The sequence below is a fragment of the Streptomyces sp. NBC_01446 genome (assembly GCF_026340095.1).
GTDB classification, from domain to species: Bacteria; Actinomycetota; Actinomycetes; order Streptomycetales; family Streptomycetaceae; genus Streptomyces; species Streptomyces aureus.
In genome coordinates, this window is record NZ_JAPEPO010000001.1 from 1968614 (window position 1) to 1987650 (window position 19037).

Here is a 19037-nt window from a genome sequence, read left to right on the forward strand (position 1 = left end):
GTTCAGGGCCGCGGGAAGAGGTTGAGCAGTTCCTCTTCCGCGGCCCATCGGCGTACCTGCTCCACGATCAGGCGCTCGGCGCGCGGACGGAAGGCCGCCGAGCCGCCGGCCACGTGCGGGGTGATGAGGACGCCGGGGGCGTGGCGCAGGGCGTGGTCCGCCGGGAGGGGCTCCGGGTCGGTGACGTCGAGGGCGGCGCGCAGCCGGCCCGTGACGGTCTCGGCGAGCAGGGCCTCGGTGTCGAGGGTGCGGCCGCGACCGACGTTGACGACGAGGGCGCCGTCCGGCAGTGCGGCCATTTCCTTCGGGCCGAACAGGCCGACCGTGGCCGGGTTCTCGGGCAGGACGAGGACCACGACGTCGAGGCCGGGGAGCAGTTCGGGCAGGTCGGCGATCGCGTGGACCTGCTCCTCGGGGCGGGCGCGCCGGGCGACGCGGACGACGTCGGCCTCGCAGGCGAGGAGCCGGGCCTCCAGCGCCGAGCCGATCGAGCCGTAGCCGACGATCGCGACGCGGCTGTCGGCGAGCGAGCGCGTGAAGTGCGGGTCCCAGCGGCCGGCCACCTGGTCGGCCGCCCAGCGGGGCAGTTCGCGCTGGGCCGCGAGGATGAGGCCGAGGGCGTGCTCCGCCGTGGAGGCGTCGTGCAGGCCGCGGCCGTTGTGCAGGGTGACGCCCTCGGGCAGCTGCGGCTGGAGCTTCTCGACTCCGGCACTGAGGGACTGGACGGCGCGCAGGCGCGGGAGCCGCGGCAGCAGCCGGTCCGCGTCCGGGACCGCGTAGGGCATCACCCAGAACTCCACGGCGTCCAGGACGTCTTGCGGGAGTTCTGACGCGGGCGTCACGCCGTCCCACACGTGGACGCGGACGCCGTCGGGCCAGGGGCCGTGGCGCCGGTCGAGCTGCGGCCAGGGGACGAGCACGTCGGTATCGGTCATCGCGGGTTTCTCCTTCGGCTGCTTGCCGTCACGGTATGCGGGCGACCCATTGACCCGGCCGCCACTCCCTCGTAGCGTCTTCCCGCCCAGTGAAACACTTTCCATCTCACGGAAAACAGGGGGTCAAGGGATGACAACGCCGTCGCCCTCCCGGCCGTCCACCGGCGGCTTCTGGAGCTCGACCCGCGCCCGGCACCTGATACCGGTCGCGTTCATCACGTACTCGCTCGCCTATCTCGACAAGTCGAACTACGCGATCGCCTCCGCCGGTGGCATGGCCGACGAGCTGCATCTGTCCGCGGGCCTCGACTCGCTGATCGCCGCGTCGTTCTTCCTCGGCTACTTCTTCTTCCAGATCCCCGGCACGATCTACGCCGAGCAGCGCAGCGCGCGCCGGCTCGTCGCCTGGTCGACGGTGCTGTGGGGGCTTCTCGCCGTGGTGCAGGGCCTGCTGAGCAGCCCCGGGCAGCTGATCGCCGTGCGGTTCGCGCTCGGTGTCGTCGAGGGCGCGGTGCTGCCGTCGATGGTGATGCTGCTCAGCCGCTGGTTCACGCACGGCGAGCGCGGCCGCGCCAACACCCTGCTCATCCTGGGCAATCCGGTCACCGTGATGTGGCTGTCCGCCCTGTCCGGCTGGCTGGTGTCGGTCACCGACTGGCGCGTGATGTTCATCGTCGAGGGAGTGCCCTCGGTCATCTGGGGCCTCCTCTGCCTGCGGCTCGTCAAGGACCGCCCCGAGGACGCCAGGTGGGTCGCCCCGGCCGAACTGGAAGTCCTGCGCGGGGACCGCGCCTCCGTGCCCGCCGCCTCCGGGAACCTCCGCGAGGAGTACGGCAAGGTCCTGCGCTCGCGGCCCGTGCTGCTGATGGCCGTGCAGTACTTCTTCTGGTCGTTCGGCATGTACGGCTTCATCTTCTGGCTGCCGTCGATCGTGAAGAAGGGCTCGGGCGAGGGCATCGGCGCCACCGGTCTGCTGACCGCCGTGCCGTACGCCTTCGCGGTCGTCGCGATGCTGCTCAACTCGCGCCTGTCCGACCGCAGCGGGCGGCGCAAGGCGGCCGTGTGGCCCTGGCTCGCCGCCGGCGGACTCGCCCTGTTCGGCTCGTACGCGGCCGGGCCCCACTTCCCCGTGGCTCTCGCGCTGCTCGTGGTGGCGGGCCTGTGCCTGTACGCGCCCTACGGCCCGTACTTCGCGCTCGTCTCCACGCTCGCCCCGGCGGGCGTCTCGGGCGCGGCGGTGGCGATGGTCAACTCGTTCGGCGCGCTGGGCTCGTTCGCCGGGACGTATCTCGTGGGCTGGGTACGCGGCACGTCCCTCGGGGACGCGGGGGCCTTCGCGTTCATGGCGGCGGGCGCGCTGGTCTCGGCCGCGCTGATGCTGGCGGTGCACGAGCCCCGTCCGTCCGGTACCCGCCCGGGTACGGTGAACCGGCAGCCCACCACTGCCACCACCACCTGAGTGCGCCGGGGACCGGTCCCGGCGTTCGGACGCAGCACACGGGAGACGAGCAGCGTGACCACGACGTCCGGCGACGACATGCTCGGCCGGGGCCTGCGACTCCTCACCGTGCTGGCCGACCATCCCGCGGGCCTCGGGGTGAGCGCCGCGGCCCGCGCCGCGGCGCTCCCGGTCAGCAGCGCCCACCGGCTCCTCGGCCGGCTCGCCGCCGAACGGTTCGTGGCGTACGACGAGGACACCCGGCGCTACGCGCTGGGGGCCCGGGTGCTCGAACTGTCGCGGGGATTCCAGCGCTCACCGGCCGGCTACTCCGCGGCGGCGGCGCCGATGCGCAGGCTCGCCGACCGCACGGGCCTGCCCGCCATCGCGGGCATCCTCCACGACACGGACGTGCTGCTCGTCCTCACCGCGCAGGGCACGCAGCACCTTCAGCTGCGCAGCGCGGAAGGCACCCGTAACGCCTGGCACGCGACCTCGCTCGGCAAGGTCCTCGTCGCGGGCCTGCCCGAGCGCGAGCGCGACGAGCTGCTCGCGGCCGGCCTGAGCGCGGTCACCGCCCGCACGGTGACCGACCCGGCGGCGGTCCGCGAGGAGCTCGACGCCGTGCGCGAGCGCGGCTGGGCCGAGGTCGACGAGGAGAACGAGGTCGGCGTCCGGTCGATCGCCGTCGCCGTGCCCCCGCCGCACGGACAGGCGCCGCGCCTCGCCGTCTCGCTCGGCGCGGCCGTCGCCCTGACCGGCGCCGACGAACTGCGCGCGCACGTCCCGGCCCTGCGCGCGTGCGCGGAGGACATCGCGGCGCACATGGACCACTGAGCGGGTCTCCGGGTGTGACGGACGCCGCCCGGTGACATGGATCCCGGGGAGGGCGGCCACCGGGCCCCCGCACCGCTCCCGGGAGGAACGCACGATGACCGAGCTGATGAAGGCCGTCCAGTACCGCACGGTGGGTGCCGCTCCCGAAGTCGTGCAGATCCCCGTGCCCGCCCCCGGTCCCGGCCAGGTGCTGCTGCGGATGACGGCGGCCGGTGTCTGCCACTCCGACATCGCCGTGATGAGCTGGCCCGCCGATCAGCTGGGCTTCCCGCTGCCGCTCACGCTCGGCCACGAGGGCGTCGGCACGGTCGCGACGGTGGGTGACGGGGTGGTGGCCGTCGAGGTCGGCGACGCGGTCGCCGTCTACGGGCCGTGGGGCTGCGGCACCTGCGCCAAGTGCGCGGAAGGCAAGGAGAATTACTGTCTGCGCGCCAAGGAACTCGGCATCTACCCGCCCGGCCTCGGCGCGCCCGGCGCCATGGCCGAGTACATGATCGTGGACAGCCCCCGTCATCTCGTGCCGCTCGGCGCCCTCGACCCGGTGCAGGCGGTGCCGCTGACCGACGCCGGCCTGACGCCGTACCACGCGATCAAGCGGTCGTTGCCGAAGCTGGTGCCGGGGTCGACGGCCGTCGTGATCGGCACGGGCGGGCTCGGGCACGTCGCGATCCAGCTCCTGCGCGCGCTGTCCCCGGCCTGGGTGATCGCGCTCGACGTGAACGAGGAGAAACTGGCGCTCGCCCGCGAGGTGGGCGCCCATGAGGCGATCCTGTCGGACGGCGAATCCGTGGCTGTCGTCAGGGAGTTGACCGGCGGCAAGGGCGCCGAGGCGGTCTTCGACTTCGTCGGGGCCACGCCGACGGTGGCGACGGCGGGCGGCTGTGTGGCGGCCGAGGGCGATGTCACCATCGTCGGCCTCGGCGGCGGCAGTCTCGCGGTCGGCTTCGGCACCACGCCGTACGAGGCGTCGGTGACGGCGCCGTACTGGGGCAGCCGCGGCGAGCTGATGGAGGTGCTCGACCTGGCGCGGTCCGGGGTCATCTCCGTGCACGTGGAGACGTACGGCATCGACGACGCGCCCACCGCCTACCAGCGGCTGCACGACGGGGCCGTGCGCGGACGCGCGGTGATCCTGCCGCAGGAGTAGCGGCCGGCCCCTCACATCGGGGTGCGGGCATGCTCCTCGGGCTCCGTGCCGGGGCTCACCGGCCGGCACCGGCGGACCCCGCCCTAGTGGGGCAGGACCGCCAGGCCGTCCAGTTCCACCAGAGCCTGCTCGTCCCACAGCCGGGTCGTGCCGATCACCGCCATCGCCGGGTAGTCGCGGCCCGCCGACTCGCGCCAGATCCGCCCGAGTTCGCGGGCGTGGGTGCGGTAGTCGGCGATGTCGGTGGCGTAGACGGTGACGCGGGCGAGGGTGTCGGGGGTGCCTCCCGCGTGGCGCAGGGCCGTGAGGAGGTTGGTCAGGGCCCGCTCGAACTGCTCCGGGAGCGTGTCTCCGGTGATCTTGCCGTCCGCGTCGAGGGCGGTCTGGCCGGCGAGGAAGACGAGGCGGCCGCCGGTGGCGGTGACGGCGTGCGAGAAGCCGGTGGGCGGGGAGAGTTCGGGTGGATTGATCCGCTCGATGCCGCTCACGCGTACAACTCCTTTGCGATGATGGCGCGTTGGACCTCGCTGGCCCCTTCGTAGATGCGGGGGGCCCGCACCTCGCGGTAGAGGTGTTCGAGGAGGTGGCCGCGTTGCAGGGCGCGGGCGCCGTGCAGCTGGACGGCGGTGTCGACGACGTGCTGGGCGGTCTCGGTGGCGAGGAGCTTCGCCATCGCGGCGCGCTGCGGCACGTCGGGGGCTCCCGCGTCGTACGCCGCCGCGGCCGCGTAGACCATGAGGCGGGCCGCCTCGGTGCGCAGGGCGAGATCGGCCACCTGGTGCGCGACCGTCTGGAGGTCCTTCAGCTTGCCGCCGAACGCGTCGCGCCGGGCGGTGTGGGCGAGCGTCGCGTCGAGGGCGGCCTGCGCCATGCCGACGGCGAAGGCGCCGACGCTCGGGCGGAAGAGGTTCAGGGTGGTCATGGCGACGCGGAAGCCGCGGTCCGGTTCGCCGAGCACGTCGTCGGCGGTGACCGGGACCGCGTCGAAGTCGAGGGAGCCGATGGGGTGCGGGGACAGCATGTCGAGGGGGGTGCCGGTGAGTCCGGGGCGGTCGGCGGGGACCAGGAACGCGGTGACTCCGCGCGCTCCGGTGTCCGGGGCCGTACGGGCGAAGACGGTGTAGAAGTCGGCCTCGGGGGCGTTCGAGATCCAGGTCTTCTCGCCGACGAGGCACCAGCCTCCGGTGCCGTCGGGCTCGGCGCGCAGCGCGAGGGCCGCGGCGTCGGAGCCGGCGCCCGGCTCGCTGAGCGCGAAGGCCGCGACGGCGGTGCCGTCACTGACGCGCGGCAGCCAGTGTGCGCGCTGGGCGTCGGTGCCGTACGCGTGCACGGGGTGCGCGCCCAGCCCCTGGAGGGCTAGCGCGGTCTCGGCCTCCGTGCAGGCGCGGGCGAGGGACTCGCGCATCAGGCACAGGTCGAGGGCCCCGGAGCGGAACAGCCGCTCCAGGAGGCCGAGCCGGCCGAGCTCGGCGACGAGCGGCCGGTTCACCTTCCCCGGTTCACCCTTCTCGGCGAGGGGCGCGAGCCGCTCGGCGGAGAGCGCGCGCAGCTCGGCACACCAGGCGGTCTGCGCTGGGTCGAGCGAGAATGACGGAGCTGCGGACTTTGCGGTCATCTGTCGGCGCCTCCCGGTTCGCCGGCGGCTCGGGCCGGCCCCGTCACGGTATCGCGGACCGTTGACTGTCGTCACCATCACGATACGCTCGTTCCGCGAGCCCACCACAAGCAGGGTCTTTCGTTCCTAGGGGGCGCACGGCCATGACAGACGCTCCGCCACAGCAGCACACGTCGGCCCACGTCGACACCTTCGCGCGCGACCATCTCCCGCCGCCCGAACTCTGGCCCGACCTCGTCTTCGACCTCCCCGAACTGCGCTATCCGCAGCAGCTGAACTGCGGGGCCGAGCTGCTCGACCGCACCGTCGAACGGTTCGGCCCCGACCGTCCCGCGTTCCGCACGGGCGACGGGGAGGTGTGGACATACGGGGAGCTGCTGCGCCGCGTCGACCGGATCGCGCATCTGCTCAGCGGCGAGCTGGGCGTGCGGCCGGGGAACCGGGTGCTGCTGCGCGGCCCCACCACGCCGTGGCTCGCGGCCTGTTGGCTGGCCGTGATGAAGGCGGGCGCGGTCGCCGTCACCGTGCTCGCGCAGGCGCGGGCGCAGGAGCTGGCGACGATCTGCTCCATAGCCCGGGTCACGCACGCGCTGTGCGATGCCAGGACCATGGACGACCTGGTGAAGGCCGAGGCCCCCGGGCTGCGCGTCACGCCGTTCGGCGGCGAAGGGCCCGACGACCTCCTCAGGCGCGGCTCCGGACTGCCCGAGACGTACGAGGCCGTGGCGACCGCCGCCGACGACGTCGCCCTGATCGCGTTCACGTCGGGCACGACCGGGCGCCCCAAGGGCTGCATGCACTTCCACCGGGACGTCCTGGCCATCGCGGACACGTTCGCGCTCCATGTCCTGCGGCCGACGCCGGACGACGTGTTCGCGGGGAGCCCGCCGCTCGGTTTCACGTTCGGGCTGGGCGGGCTCGTCATCTTCCCGCTGCGGGCCGGCGCCTCGTCGCTGCTGCTCGAACAGGCGGGGCCGAGGCAGCTGCTGCCCGCGATCGCCGAGCACGGGGTGTCCGTCCTGTTCACCGCGCCGACCGCGTACCGAGCGCTCCTCGACGGCACCGACGGGCGCGCTCTCTCGTCGCTGCGGCGGTGCGTCTCCGCGGGCGAGAACCTGCCGGCCGCGACCTGGCGGGCCTGGCACGAGGCGACGGGGATCCGCATCATCAACGGCATCGGCGCCACGGAACTTCTGCACATCTTCATCTCCGCCGCCGACGACGCGATCCGCCCCGGGACGACGGGCGTGCCCGTGCCCGGATGGCAGGCGCGCGTGATCGACGCCGCGGGGTCCGAAGTACCGGACGGGGACCCGGGGTTGCTCGCCGTGCGCGGCCCGGTCGGCTGCCGCTATCTCGCCGACGAGCGGCAGGCGACGTACGTCCGCGGCGGCTGGAACGTCACCGGGGACACCTATGTCCGCGAGCCCGACGGCTACTTCCGGTATGTCGCCCGCGCCGACGACATGATCATTTCGGCGGGGTACAACATCGCGGGCCCCGAGGTCGAGGACGCGCTGCTGCGGCACCCCGACGTCGCGGAGACCGCGGTGGTGGGCCGCCCCGACGACGAGCGCGGGCAGATCGCGGTCGCCTACGTCGTACTGCGCGAGGGCGCCCGCCGGGACCCGGACGCGCTGCGGGCGTTCGTGAAGGCCGAGCTGGTGCCGTACAAGTGCCCGCGCGAGATCGTCTTCCTGGACGCCCTGCCGCGCACGGCGACCGGGAAGCTCCAGCGGTTCCGGCTGCGCTCCGCCGGCGATCTAGAGTGACCACGTGTCCGAGCTGCACACTCCCCGGTCCCTGATCGTCACCCTCTACGGCGCCTACGGGCGCGGCTTTCCCGGCCCCGTGCCCGTCGCCGAGCTGATCCGTCTCCTCGGCGCGGTCGGCGTCGACGCGCCCGCCGTGCGGTCCTGCGTGTCCCGTCTCAAGCGGCGCGGGCTGCTCCTGCCGGAGCGCACGGGGTCGGGCGCCGCCGGGTACGCGCTGTCGCGGGCCGCGCGGCAGCTCCTCGACGACGGCGACCGGCGCATCTACGGGTCGCCGGCCGGCGAGGCGGACGGCTGGGTGCTCGCCGTGTTCTCCGTGCCGGAGGCCGAGCGCGCCAAACGGCACGTCCTCCGCTCAAGGCTGGCCGGGCTCGGCTTCGGCTCGGCGGCGCCCGGCGTGTGGATCGCCCCGGCGGGCCTGCACGAGGAGACCCGGCACACCCTGGAACGCCTCGGGCTCTCCCCGTACGTCGATCTGTTCCGCGGCGAGCACCTGGGCTTCGCGGCGACGGCCGACGCGGTCGCGCGCTGGTGGGACCTGGACCGTCTCGCCGCGCTGCACGAGGCGTTCCTCGACGAGCACGCGCCGGTGCTCGCCGCCTGGCAGGCCCGCTCCCCCGGCGACGCGGCGCCGGAGGAGGCGTACCGGGACTACCTCCTCGCCCTCGACTCCTGGCGCCATCTGCCGTACGCGGACCCGGGGCTGCCCGCCGGGCTGCTGCCGGCGCGGTGGCCGGGCACGCGGTCGGCGAGCGTGTTCCGGGCACTGCACGAGCGGCTGCGGGACGCGGGGACGGCGTTCACCACCCTCAACCACCCAGCGTGAGCCGGGGCTTGGGAGCGTCCAGCCGTCCCGTCTGGGGCGGCCGGCTGCCCGCCTCGTACTGCTTCGGCCAGGCGACACCGGGACCCGCGTAGCCCTGTTCGGCCGCCGCGTGCAGGGTCCAGTGCGGGTCGTAGAGGTGGGGGCGGGCCAGGGCGCACAGGTCGGTGCGCCCGGCCAGGATCAGCGAGTTGACGTCGTCCCACGAGGAGATCGCGCCGACCGAGATCACCGGGATGCCGGTCTCGTTGCGGATCCGGTCGGCGAACGGCACTTGATAGGAGCGTCCGTACGCGGGTTTCTCGTCGGCGACGACCTGTCCGGTCGACACGTCGATCGCGTCGGCGCCGTGCGCGGCGAACGCGCGGGCGATCTCCACGGCGTCGTTCGCGTCCGTGCCGCCCTCCGCCCAGTCGGTGGCGGAGATCCGGACGGTCATGGGCCGGTCGCCGGGCCACACGTCCCGTACGGCGTCGAACACTTCGAGGGGGAAGCGCAGCCGGTTCGTGAGCGAGCCGCCGTACGCGTCCGTCCGGTGATTGCTCAGCGGCGAGAGGAAGCCGGACAGCAGATAGCCGTGGGCGCAGTGCAGTTCGAGGAGGTCGAAGCCGGCGTCGGCGGCGAGCAGGGCGGCGGACGTGAACTGCTCCCGGACATCGGCGAGTTCGCCGGTCGTCAGCTCGTGCGGAGTCTGGCTGCCCGGCTTGTACGGGAGGGGGGACGCGGCGACCAGTGGCCAGTTCCCGTCGGGGAGCGGTTCGTCGATGCCTTCCCACATCAGCTTCGTGGAGCCCTTGCGTCCGGAGTGCCCGAGCTGGACGCCGACCGCGGTGCCGGGGGCCTGGGTGTGCGCGAACTCGGTGATGCGGCGCCAGGCCGTGGCCTGTTCCGGCGTGTAGAGACCGGCGCAGCCCGGGGTGATGCGGCCCTCGGGGCTGACGCACACCATCTCGGTCATGACGAGTCCGGGGCCGCCGAGGGCCCGCGCGCCGAGGTGGACGAGGTGGAAGTCGCCGGGGACGCCGGCCTGGGCCGAGTACATGTCCATGGGTGAGACGACGACGCGGTTGCGCAGGGTCAGATCGCGCAGGCGCAGCGGCGTGAACATGGGGGGTGTGCCGGGCGGGCAGCCGAAGTCGCGTTCGACGGCCTCGGTGAAGTGGGGGTCGCGCAGGCGCAGGTTGTCGTGCGTGACGCGGCGGCTGCGGGTGAGGAGGTTGAACGCGAACTGGCGTGCGGGCTGGTCGAGATAGAGGCCGAGGTTCTCGAACCACTCCAGGCTGGCGCGGGCCGCGCGCTGGGTGGAGGCGACGACGGGCCGCCGCTCCGTCTCGTACGCGGCGAGCGCCTCGGCCGTGGTGGGCTGCTCCTGGAGGCAGGCGGCGAGCGCGAGGGCGTCCTCGACGGCGAGTTTGGTGCCGGAGCCGATGGAGAAGTGCGCGGTGTGCGCGGCGTCGCCGACGAGGACGACGTTCCCGTGCGACCACTTCTCGTTCACGACCGTGCGGAAGGCGGTCCAGGCGGAGTTGTTCGACCTGAGGCCACGGCCGCCCAGGGCCTCGGTGAAGATCTTGGCGCAGCGTTCGACGGACTCGCTCACGTCGAGCGCGTCGAACCCGGCCGCCCGCCAGACCTCCTCGCGCATCTCGACGATGACGGTGCTGTCGCCCCCCGTGTAGGGGTACCCGTGCAGCTGCATGACGCCGTGCTCGGTCTCGGCGGTCTCGAAGCGGAACGCGTCGAAGGCGAAGTCGGCGGCGAGCCAGATGTAGCGGCAGCGGTGCTCCTCGACGTGCGGCCGGAACGCGTCGGCGTGCGCCTCGCGGGTCGCGCTGTGCACTCCGTCGGCGGCGACGACCAGGTCGTGGTCGCGGGCCAGGTCCGCCGCCGATGGCGCCTCCGAGCGGAAGCGGAGGTTCACGCCGAGCTGCCGGCAGCGCTCGTGGAGGATTTCGAGGAGCCTGCGGCGGCCGAGCGCGGCGAAGCCGTGGCCGCCCGAGGTGTGGCGGGTACCGCGGTGCACGACGTCGATGTCGTCCCAGCGCACGAACTCCGCCTGGAGCGCGGCGTGGACGACGGGGTCGGCGTGCTCGATGCCGCCGAGCGTCTCGTCGGAGAGGACGACGCCGAAGCCGAAGGTGTCGTCGGGGGCGTTGCGCTCCCAGACCGTGATGTCGCGGCGCGGGTCGAGCCGCTTGAGGAGGACGGCGGCGTACAGGCCGCCGGGTCCGCCGCCGACGACCGCCACTCGCAGGGGTCCCATGGTCACCGCCCCTGCCACTTGGGCGCGCGTTTCTCCGTGAAGGCCGCGTGGAACTCGGCGTAGTCCTCGCCGTTCATGAGGAGGGCCTGGGTCGCGGCGTCCATTTCGACGGCGGCGGCCAGCGGCATGTCGAGTTCGGCGGTGAGCAGGGCCTTGGTCTGGGCGTACGCGAGGGCGGGACCCTCGGCGAGGCGGCGGGCCAGGGCCTGCGCGGCCTCGTCGACCCGGCCCTCGTCGGTCAGCTCACTGATCAGGCCGATGCGCTCGGCCTCGGGGGCGCGCACCGGCTCGCCCAGCATGAGCAGACGCGTCGCGTGGCCGAGGCCGACGACGCGGGGCAGCAGATACGCGGCGCCCATGTCGCCGCCGGACAGGCCGACCCGGGTGAAGAGGAACGCGAAGCGGGCGCTCGGGTCGGCGACGCGGAAGTCGGCGGCGAGGGCGAGGACGGCACCCGCGCCCGCGGCGACCCCGTGCACGGCGGCGATCACCGGGAAGGGGCACTCGCGCACGGCCCGTACGACCTGGCCGGTCATCCGGTTGAAGTCGAGGAGCTGGGCGGTGTCCATGGCGAGGGTGGCGCCGATGATCTCGTCCACGTCACCGCCGGAGCAGAATCCGCGGCCCTCGCCGGCCAGGACGAGGGCGCGCACGGAGCGCTCGCGGGACAGCTCGGCGAGCAGGTCGCGCAGGTCGGCGTAGGCGCCGAAGGTGAGCGCGTTGAGCTTGTCGGGGCGGGCCAGGGTGACGGTGGCGACCCCGTCGTCGACGGCGTACCTCAGATGCCGCCAGTCGTCGGTGCGGGGCGCGGAGCCGGTGAAGGGACTCATGGCGGTGCGGCCTCCTCGGGCGGGGGCGGCGGACGGTTCGGCGCGCCCGTGTCAGGCACGTCGCCCCATGAAGTTATCACCGCTTCGTGACTTCCGTCACGAGTACGCGATACGCGATGCTGGTAGCAGGCGTTCAGCCCAGGTAGGGAGCGCGTATGAGACAAGTGACGAACGTCCCGAAGAAAGGGCGTCGGGCGGCTCTGTCCAGCGACGCCTTACCATTCGTATGGTTGAAAGCAGGACAGCTCCCCCGCTGTCAGCCTCTGTCACCCCCTGTCAGGACACCTGCACCCTGAACGGACCCGCCGTGCCCACACCGCCCGCCCCCACCTCATGGCGTATCGCGCTGCCGCACACCGCGGCCGCGGTGCCGGTCGCGCGTGCCCTGGTGCGCACGGCACTGACGGAGATCGAGTCGCCCTCGCTCGACAGCGACACGGCGGAGCTGCTCACGGCCGAGCTGGTGGCGAACGCCGTCGAGCACACGGCGGGGGCGGGTCCCGTCGAGCTGGTGGTGGAGCTGCTGGCGTCGGGCTGTCAGGTCGAGGTGCACGACGGGGACCCGGCACCGCCCGGCGATCTGACCCTGCCCGGTCCGGCCGAGGAGCCGGACCCGTGGCAGGAGCACGGGCGCGGGCTGCTGCTCATCCGCACCCTGAGCTCGTCCTGCGGACACCGCCCCACCGCGTCCGGCAAGGCGGTCTGGTTCACCCTTCCCGCGGTGCCGACGCAGCGGACGAGCCCGGAGTAGTACGCGCCTGCCGGGGCGGGCGTCAGGCCAGCGTGGCGACCATGATCGCCTTGATGGTGTGCAGCCGGTTCTCGGCCTCGTCGAAGACGACCGAGTGCTCCGACTCGAAGACCTCGTCCGTGACCTCCAGCGAGTCCAGGCCGTACGTCTCGTGGATCTCACGCCCGACCTTGGTGCCCAGGTCGTGGAAGGCCGGCAGGCAGTGCAGGAACTTGACGTCCGCGTTCCCCGTGGCGCGCAGGACGTCCATCGTCACGGCGTACGGCGCGAGAGCGGCTATGCGTTCGGCCCACACCTCCTTGGGCTCCCCCATGGAGACCCAGACGTCGGTGACCACGAAGTCGGCCCCCGCGACGCCCTCGGGGATGTCCTCGGTGAGCGTGATGCGGGCGCCGCTCGTCTCGGCGAGCTTGCGGGCCTGCGCGACGATCTCCTCGGCCGGCCAGTACTCACGCGGCGCCACTATGCGGACGTCCATGCCGAGCAGCGCGCCGGTCACCAGGTACGAGTTCCCCATGTTGAAGCGGGCGTCACCGAGGTAGGCGAAGGCGATCCGGTCGAGCGGCCTGTCGCAGTGCTCGACCATCGTGAGCACGTCGGCGAGCATCTGCGTGGGGTGCCAGTCGTCGGTCAGGCCGTTGTAGACCGGCACGCCCGCGTACGCGGCGAGCTCCTCGACGCCGGACTGGCTGTCCCCGCGGTACTCGATGGCGTCGAACATCCGGCCGAGGACCCGGGCGGTGTCCCGCACGGACTCCTTGTGGCCGATCTGCGAGCCGGACGGGTCCAGGTAGGTCGTGGAAGCGCCCTGGTCGGCCGCGGCGACCTCGAAGGCGCAGCGCGTACGGGTGGAGGTCTTCTCGAAGATCAGCGCGATGTTCCGGCCCGCGAGGTGCCGCGTCTCCGTCCCCGCCTTCTTGGCCGCCTTCAGCTCGGCGGCGAGGTCGATCAGGCCGCGGAACTCCTCGGCGGTGAAGTCCACCTCTTTGAGGAAGTGGCGGCCGGTGAGGTCGGGACGGACTGTCGCCATGGGGCGCTCCTGGGGTACGCGTAAAGGGCTAGGGCATCAGAGATGCTGGAAGTCTATACGATGCTCCACATTTCTATACAGAATCAGGTCCGGAGACCACCGCTCCACATCTTTCGGGGACCACCATGTTCCGAGGACCACCGCTCTATACAGGGTCCCTCTCGACCGGGCAGCTCATGCAGCGCGGGCCGCCCCTCCCACGCCCCAGCTCACTGCCCAGGATCTCTATGACCTCGATGCCCTGCTTGCGCAGATAGGTGTTCGTCGTCGCGTTGCGCTCGTAGGCGACGACCACGCCCGGCTCCACGGCCAGCACGTTGCACCCGTCGTCCCACTGCTCCCGCTCGGCCGCGTGCACGTCCTGCGTGGCGGTCAGGACCCGGATCTCGCTGAGGCCGAGCGCGGCCGCGATGGCCCGGTGCATGTGCTCCGGCGGATGGTCGGTGACCTTCAGCTCCCGCTCCCCCACGCCCGGTTCGATGGTGTACGAGCGGAGCATGCCGAGCCCCGCGTACTGCGTGAACGTGTCGCCGTCGACCATCGTCATCACGGTGTCGAGGTGCATGAACGCCCGCCGCTTCGGCATGTCGAGGGCCACGATCGTCTGGGCGGAGCCCGCCGCGAACAGCTTGTGCGCCAGCATCTCGACGGCCTGCGGGGTGGTGCGCTCGCTCATCCCGATGAGTACGGCGCCCTGCCCGATCACCAGGACGTCGCCGCCCTCGATCGTCGACGGGTAGTCGGCCTGCCCCTGCGACCACAGGTGGAAGCCCGTGTCGCGGAACAGCGGATGGTGCCGGTAGATCGCCTCGAAGTGGACCGTCTCGCGCTGCCGGGCGGGCCAGCGCATCGCGTTGATGGAGACGCCGTCGTAGATCCAGGCCGAGGTGTCGCGGGTGAACAGGTGGTTGGGCAGCGGGCCGAGCAGGAAGTCGTCGAGGTCCATCGCGTGGAAGCGGACCGACGTCGGCTCGGGGTGCCGGTCGAGGAACTCCCGCTTGGTCATGCCGCCGACCAGCGCCTCGGCCAGGTCCGTGGCCGGCATCGTCTCGAAGGCGGCCCTGAGGTGGTCGGTGGCGAGCGGCCCGTACTCCTTCTCGTCGAAGACCCGGTCGAGGACGAGGGTTCTGGCGTCCCCGATGGCGAGCGCCTCGGTGAGCAGGTCGCCGAAGAGGTGCACGGTCACGCCGCGGTCGCGCAGCACGTCGGCGAACCCGTCGTGCTCCTGCCGCGCGCGGCGCACCCACAGCACATCGTCGAAGAGCAACGCGTCCTTGTTGCTCGGCGTGAGCCGCTTGAGCTCCAGATCGGGGCGGTGCAGGATGACGCGGCGCAGCCGCCCGGCCTCGGAGTCGACGTGGAATCCCATGGATCCATCCTTCCCCGGCCGGACGGCCCGCGCCCGTGCAATCAAGGAGCTGGGTGGCGGCTCACATCAGCGCTCTCACAGCCTCGGGTCGACCGGCTCCGACTCGAGCGCGAGGACCGCGAACACCGCCTCGTGGACCCGCCACAGCGGCTCCCCGTCCGCGAGCCGGTCCAGCGCCTCGAGACCGAGCGCGTACTCGCGGATCGCGAGCGAGCGCTTGTGCCCGAGGAAGCGGCCGCGCAGGCGTTCCAGGTGATCGGGGCGCGTGTACTCGGGACCGTAGATGATCCGCAGGTACTCGCGGCCACGGCACTTGATTCCGGGCTGTACGAGCCGGCCCTTGCCGTCGCGCGTGAGCGCCTCGACCGGCTTGACGACCATGCCCTCGCCGCCGCGCCCGGTCATCTCCAGCCACCAGTCGACACCGGCGCTCACGGACGCCTCGTCTCCGGTGTCCACGAAGAGCCGCCGAGTGGTCTGCAGGAGCCCCGAGCCGTCGTGCTCGACCATCCGGTCGATGAGGGCGAGCTGCTCGTCGTGCGGCAGCGCGGCCAGCGACCTGCCCTGCACGGCCAGGATCTGGAACGGCGCGAGCCGCACCCCGTCGAGACCGTCCGTCGTCCAGCAGTAGCGCCGGTAGGCGTCCGTGAACGCGGCCGCGTCGGCGGCCCGTTCACGCTGCCTGCCGAGCAGTTCGCCCACGTCGACACCGCGCGCCGCCGCCGCTTCCAGACCCGCGATGGCGTCCGGGAACACGGCACCGGACGCGGCACCCACGGCGGCGTACTGCGAGCGCAGCAGGCCCGACGCCTTGAGCGACCAGGGCATCAGCTCGGTGTCGAGCAGCAGCCAGTCCGTGTCGAGCTCGTCCCACAGCCCCGCGTCCGTGACGGCGGCGCGCACCCGGCCGAGGATCTCCTCGGTGACCTGCTCGTCGGCGAAGAAGGACCGTCCGGTACGGGTGTAGAGCGCGCCGGTGGGCCCCTCCGGGACGCCGAAGCGCTCGCGGGCCACGTCCGCGTCCCGGCACACCAGGGCCACGGCCCGCGAGCCCATGTGCTTCTCCTCGCACACGACGCGCCCGACTCCGTCGGCGGCGTACTGGGCGAAGGCCTCGGCGGGGTGCTCCAGGAAGTGTTCGTCGGCGGTTCCGCCGCGGGCTCCCGCGCCGGAGGTCGCCGTGGGCGCCATGGTCGGCGGCAGGTACGGGACCAGGCGCGGGTCGACGGCGAAGCGGCTCATGACCTCGAGAGCCGCCGCCGCGTTCTCCTCGCGCACGGCGACACGTCCGGCGTGCCGCGTCTCCACGGACCGTCGTCCGTGCACGTCGGCGAGGTCGAGCGGCCGCCCGTCGTGCTCGCCGGGCGCCTCGGTCCGCAGCGGCCTCGACGGCTCGTACCAGACCTTCTCGGCGGGTACGTCGACCAGTTCGCGCTCCGGCCAGCGCAGCGCGGTCAGCTTGCCGCCGAACACGGCGCCGGTGTCGAGGCAGATGGTGTTGTTGAGCCACGTGGCCTGCGGGACCGGTGTGTGGCCGTAGACGACGGCCGCGCTGCCGCGGTAGTCCTCGGCCCACGGGTAGCGCACCGGCAGGCCGAACTCGTCGGTCTCGCCGGTCGTGTCCCCGTACAGCGCGTGCGAGCGCACCCGCCCGGACGTGCGCCCGTGGTACTTCTCGGGCAGGCCCGCGTGGCACACGACGAGCTTGCCCCCGTCGAGGACGTAGTGGCTGACGAGGCCGTCGACGAACTCGGCGACCTCCTGTGTGAACTCCTCGCTCTCACCCGCGAACTGCTCGACGGTCTCGGCGAGGCCGTGCGTGTGCTGGACCTTCCTGCCCTTGAGGTAACGGCCGAACTTGTTCTCGTGGTTCCCGGGCACGCATAGCGCGTGACCTGACTTGACCATCGCCATGACGCGCCGCAGGACGCCCGGGGAGTCGGGCCCCCGGTCGACGAGGTCGCCGACGAAGACCGCCGTACGGCCCTCGGGGTGCACACCGTCCACGTAGCCGAGCCGGGTGAGCAGCGTCTCCAGCTCCGAGGCGCAGCCGTGGATGTCGCCGATGATGTCGAAGGGACCCGTGAGGTGCGTGAGGTCGTTGTAGCGCTTCTCGCGTACGACCTCGGCGCTGTCGGCCTCCTCGACGCCGCGCAGGATGTGCACCTTGCGGAAGCCCTCGCGCTCCAAGTGGCGCAGGGAGCGCCGCAGTTCGCGGGTGTGCCGGGAGATGACGCGGCGCGCCATGCCGGCGCGGTCGGCGCGCTCCGCGTTGCGCGCGGCGCAGACCTCCTCGGGAATGTCGAGGACGATGGCGATGGGCAGCACGTCGTACTGCCGTGCCAGGTCGACCAGCTGCTTGCGGCTCTCCTGCTGGACGTTGGTCGCGTCGACGACAGTGAGCCGCCCGGCCGCGAGGCGCTTGCCCGCGATGTAGTGGAGCACGTCGAACGCGTCGCGGCTGGCGCTCTGGTCGTTCTCGTCGTCGGCGACGAGCCCTCGGCAGAAGTCGCTGGAGATGATCTCGGTGGGCTTGAAGTGCCGCCGCGCGAACGTCGACTTGCCGGACCCCGAGGCGCCGACGAGGACGACGAGGGACAGGTCGGTGACGGGGAGCGTACGAGCGGGGGAACCGGTGGTGGTCATGCGGCCTTCGCCTCCTTCGGGCTCGGGTCGGTCAGGGTCCGGTCGGTGAGGGTGAAGACGGCCATCTGCGTGGGCGGCCCGACCTCCGGGTCGTCGGGCCCCACGGGCTCGAACTCCACGCCGTAGCCGTGCCGTTCGGCCACCGCGCGCGCCCAGGTACGGAACTCCTCGCGGGTCCACTCGAAGCGGTGGTCGCCGTGCCGGACGTGTCCGGCGGGCAGGGTCTCCCAGCGGACGTTGTACTCGACGTTCGGTGTCGTCACGAGGACCGTCCCCGGCCGCGCGGAGCCGAACACCGCGTACTCCAGTGCGGGCAGCCGCGGCAGGTCGAGGTGCTCGATGACCTCACTGAGCACCGCCGCGTCGTATCCCTTGAGCCGCTTGTCGGTGTACGCGAGCGAGCCCTGGAGGAGCGTGACGCGGGAGGCCTGGCGCTCTCCCATCCGGTCGATCTCGAGGCGCCGGGCGGCGATCGTCAGGGCCCGCATCGACACGTCGACTCCCACGACCTCGGTGAACCGGGCGTCCTTGAGCAGCTCGTGCACCAACTGGCCCTGTCCGCAGCCCAGGTCGAGCACGCGCCCGGCCCCGGCGGCCCTGAGCGCGGCGGTGATCGCGTCGCGCCGCTGAACGGCCAGCGGTACGGGCTGCTCCTCGGTGTCCGTCGCCTCGTCGACCGCGTTGTCGATGTCCTCCACGTCGGTGTCGTCCGCGTCGGCGAGCCGCACCAGCTCCAGGCGCTCCATGGCGGTGCGGGTGAGCGCCCAGCGTCGCGAGAGGTAGCGGCTGGTGATCAGCTTCTGCTCGGGGTGCGTGGGCAGCCAGCCCTCACCCGCCCGGAGCAGCTTGTCGACCTCGTCGGCCGAGACCCAGTAGTGCTTGGCGTCGTCGAGCACGGGCAGCAGCACATACAGATGCCGCAGCGCTTCGGCGAGGCGCAGCTCGCCCTCCAGGACGAGACGCACATAGCGCGAGTCGCCCCACTCGGGGAACTGCTCGTCGAGCGCCACCGGGTCAGCCGTCACCGTGGCCCAGCCGAGCGGCCCGAAGAGCCGGCGCACCAGCGCCGCCCCGCCGCGCGCGGGCACCGCGGGCACCTCGATACGCAGCGGCATCGGCTGCTCGGCCCGCTCGGGCATGGCCTTGCACTGTCCGCGCAGGGCGCTGGAGAACACATTGCCGATCGCCACGGCGAGCAGGGACGATGCGGCATACGGCCGGTCGTTCACATACTGCGCGAGCGCCGCGTCGGGGGCGCCGCCACGACCCTTGCCCTTGCCGCGGCGCACGAGCGCGACCGGATCCACCTCCAGGAGCAGCGCCGCGGTGCAGCGCTCCGCGGACGCCTCCGGGTAGAGGACGTGCGCGGTTCCGTGCGAGGTGGAGAACGCCTGCGCGTTGCCGGGATGCTTGTGCAGCAGAAATCCGAGGTCGGTCGCGGGGCGTTCAGGGGTGCCGGTCGTGCTGATCGTCAGGAACACGCGTCCGAGTATGGTCCGCCAGTACCGCCCCCGACCACGCATTTCTCCCCGGGGACGCTGCGGTTCTAAAAGGTCACCAGAAGTGACCGGTGCATGATGG

Annotated in this window: 15 protein-coding genes; 6 read left to right on the plus strand and 9 right to left on the minus strand. The window is 72.6% G+C overall.

Features of this window, described 5'->3' with window-relative positions; translation table 11 throughout:
* Positions 1-2: 2 nt before the first annotated feature.
* Entirely contained in the window at positions 3-935 is a 933-nt protein-coding gene (locus tag OG456_RS08715; RefSeq protein ID WP_266558854.1) for a 2-hydroxyacid dehydrogenase, read from the minus strand.
* A gap of 130 nt (positions 936-1065) precedes the next feature.
* Here OG456_RS08715 and OG456_RS08720 point away from each other — a divergent pair, with 130 nt between their 5' ends.
* From OG456_RS08720 to OG456_RS08730, 3 genes are all read left to right on the plus strand, one after another.
* Positions 1066-2394 carry an MFS transporter gene (locus OG456_RS08720; RefSeq protein ID WP_266558856.1) on the plus strand — a complete coding sequence of 443 codons (1329 nt, stop codon included), beginning with the start codon at positions 1066-1068 and terminating at the stop codon, positions 2392-2394.
* A 54-nt stretch (positions 2395-2448) separates the two neighbouring features.
* On the plus strand, positions 2449-3210 hold the full coding sequence (locus OG456_RS08725; RefSeq protein WP_266558858.1) for an IclR family transcriptional regulator: 762 nt from the start codon (positions 2449-2451) through the stop codon (positions 3208-3210).
* A gap of 106 nt (positions 3211-3316) precedes the next feature.
* A complete protein-coding gene (locus OG456_RS08730) occupies positions 3317-4357 on the plus strand; it encodes an NAD(P)-dependent alcohol dehydrogenase (RefSeq protein WP_266569124.1) in 1041 nt (346 codons plus the stop codon).
* An 83-nt stretch (positions 4358-4440) separates the two neighbouring features.
* Here the strand turns inward: OG456_RS08730 and OG456_RS08735 are convergent, their stop codons facing one another.
* Together OG456_RS08735 and OG456_RS08740 are read right to left on the minus strand one after the other, a co-directional pair.
* Positions 4441-4845, minus strand: a complete 405-nt coding sequence (locus OG456_RS08735) for a RidA family protein (RefSeq protein ID WP_266558861.1) — start codon at positions 4843-4845, stop codon at positions 4441-4443.
* Positions 4842-5972 carry an acyl-CoA dehydrogenase family protein gene (locus tag OG456_RS08740; RefSeq protein WP_266558863.1) on the minus strand — a complete coding sequence of 377 codons (1131 nt, stop codon included), beginning with the start codon at positions 5970-5972 and terminating at the stop codon, positions 4842-4844. Before OG456_RS08740 ends, OG456_RS08735 begins: the two co-directional genes overlap by 4 nt.
* Positions 5973-6115: 143 nt before the next feature.
* Between OG456_RS08740 and OG456_RS08745 the strand changes: the two genes are divergently transcribed.
* Positions 6116-7744 (plus strand): AMP-binding protein, encoded by a 1629-nt coding sequence (locus OG456_RS08745; protein WP_323136310.1) that lies wholly within the window; start codon positions 6116-6118, stop codon positions 7742-7744.
* Positions 7745-7748: 4 nt separating this feature from the next.
* Positions 7749-8570, plus strand: a complete 822-nt coding sequence (locus tag OG456_RS08750) for a PaaX family transcriptional regulator C-terminal domain-containing protein (RefSeq protein WP_266558865.1) — start codon at positions 7749-7751, stop codon at positions 8568-8570.
* Here OG456_RS08750 and OG456_RS08755 read toward each other — a convergent pair.
* Both OG456_RS08755 and OG456_RS08760 read right to left on the minus strand, forming a co-directional pair.
* Positions 8554-10830, minus strand: coding sequence for a bifunctional salicylyl-CoA 5-hydroxylase/oxidoreductase (locus tag OG456_RS08755; protein WP_266558867.1), 2277 nt, complete (start codon positions 10828-10830; stop codon positions 8554-8556). The two genes, OG456_RS08750 and OG456_RS08755, sit on opposite strands and share 17 nt — an antisense overlap.
* 2 nt (positions 10831-10832) lie before the next feature.
* Positions 10833-11660, minus strand: a complete 828-nt coding sequence (locus OG456_RS08760; RefSeq protein WP_266558869.1) for an enoyl-CoA hydratase family protein — start codon at positions 11658-11660, stop codon at positions 10833-10835.
* A 226-nt stretch (positions 11661-11886) separates the two neighbouring features.
* Here OG456_RS08760 and OG456_RS08765 point away from each other — a divergent pair, with 226 nt between their 5' ends.
* Complete coding sequence (locus tag OG456_RS08765) at positions 11887-12411, plus strand: ATP-binding protein (RefSeq protein ID WP_266558871.1); 525 nt, start codon at positions 11887-11889, stop codon at positions 12409-12411.
* Positions 12412-12433: 22 nt separating this feature from the next.
* On the opposite strand, the gene argF is transcribed toward OG456_RS08765, so the two are convergent.
* The 4 genes from argF to OG456_RS08785 form a co-directional block, all read right to left on the minus strand.
* On the minus strand, positions 12434-13441 hold the full coding sequence (gene argF / locus OG456_RS08770; protein ID WP_266558873.1) for an ornithine carbamoyltransferase: 1008 nt from the start codon (positions 13439-13441) through the stop codon (positions 12434-12436).
* A gap of 145 nt (positions 13442-13586) precedes the next feature.
* Positions 13587-14810: an arginine deiminase gene (locus OG456_RS08775; protein WP_266558875.1), complete on the minus strand. Its 1224-nt coding sequence runs from the start codon at positions 14808-14810 to the stop codon at positions 13587-13589.
* A gap of 75 nt (positions 14811-14885) precedes the next feature.
* Positions 14886-17456 carry a polynucleotide kinase-phosphatase gene (locus tag OG456_RS08780; protein WP_266558877.1) on the minus strand — a complete coding sequence of 857 codons (2571 nt, stop codon included), beginning with the start codon at positions 17454-17456 and terminating at the stop codon, positions 14886-14888.
* On the minus strand, positions 17453-18937 hold the full coding sequence (locus tag OG456_RS08785) for a 3' terminal RNA ribose 2'-O-methyltransferase Hen1 (protein WP_266558879.1): 1485 nt from the start codon (positions 18935-18937) through the stop codon (positions 17453-17455). The genes OG456_RS08780 and OG456_RS08785 overlap by 4 nt, the downstream gene beginning before the upstream one ends.
* Between the last annotated feature and the right edge of the window lie 100 nt (positions 18938-19037).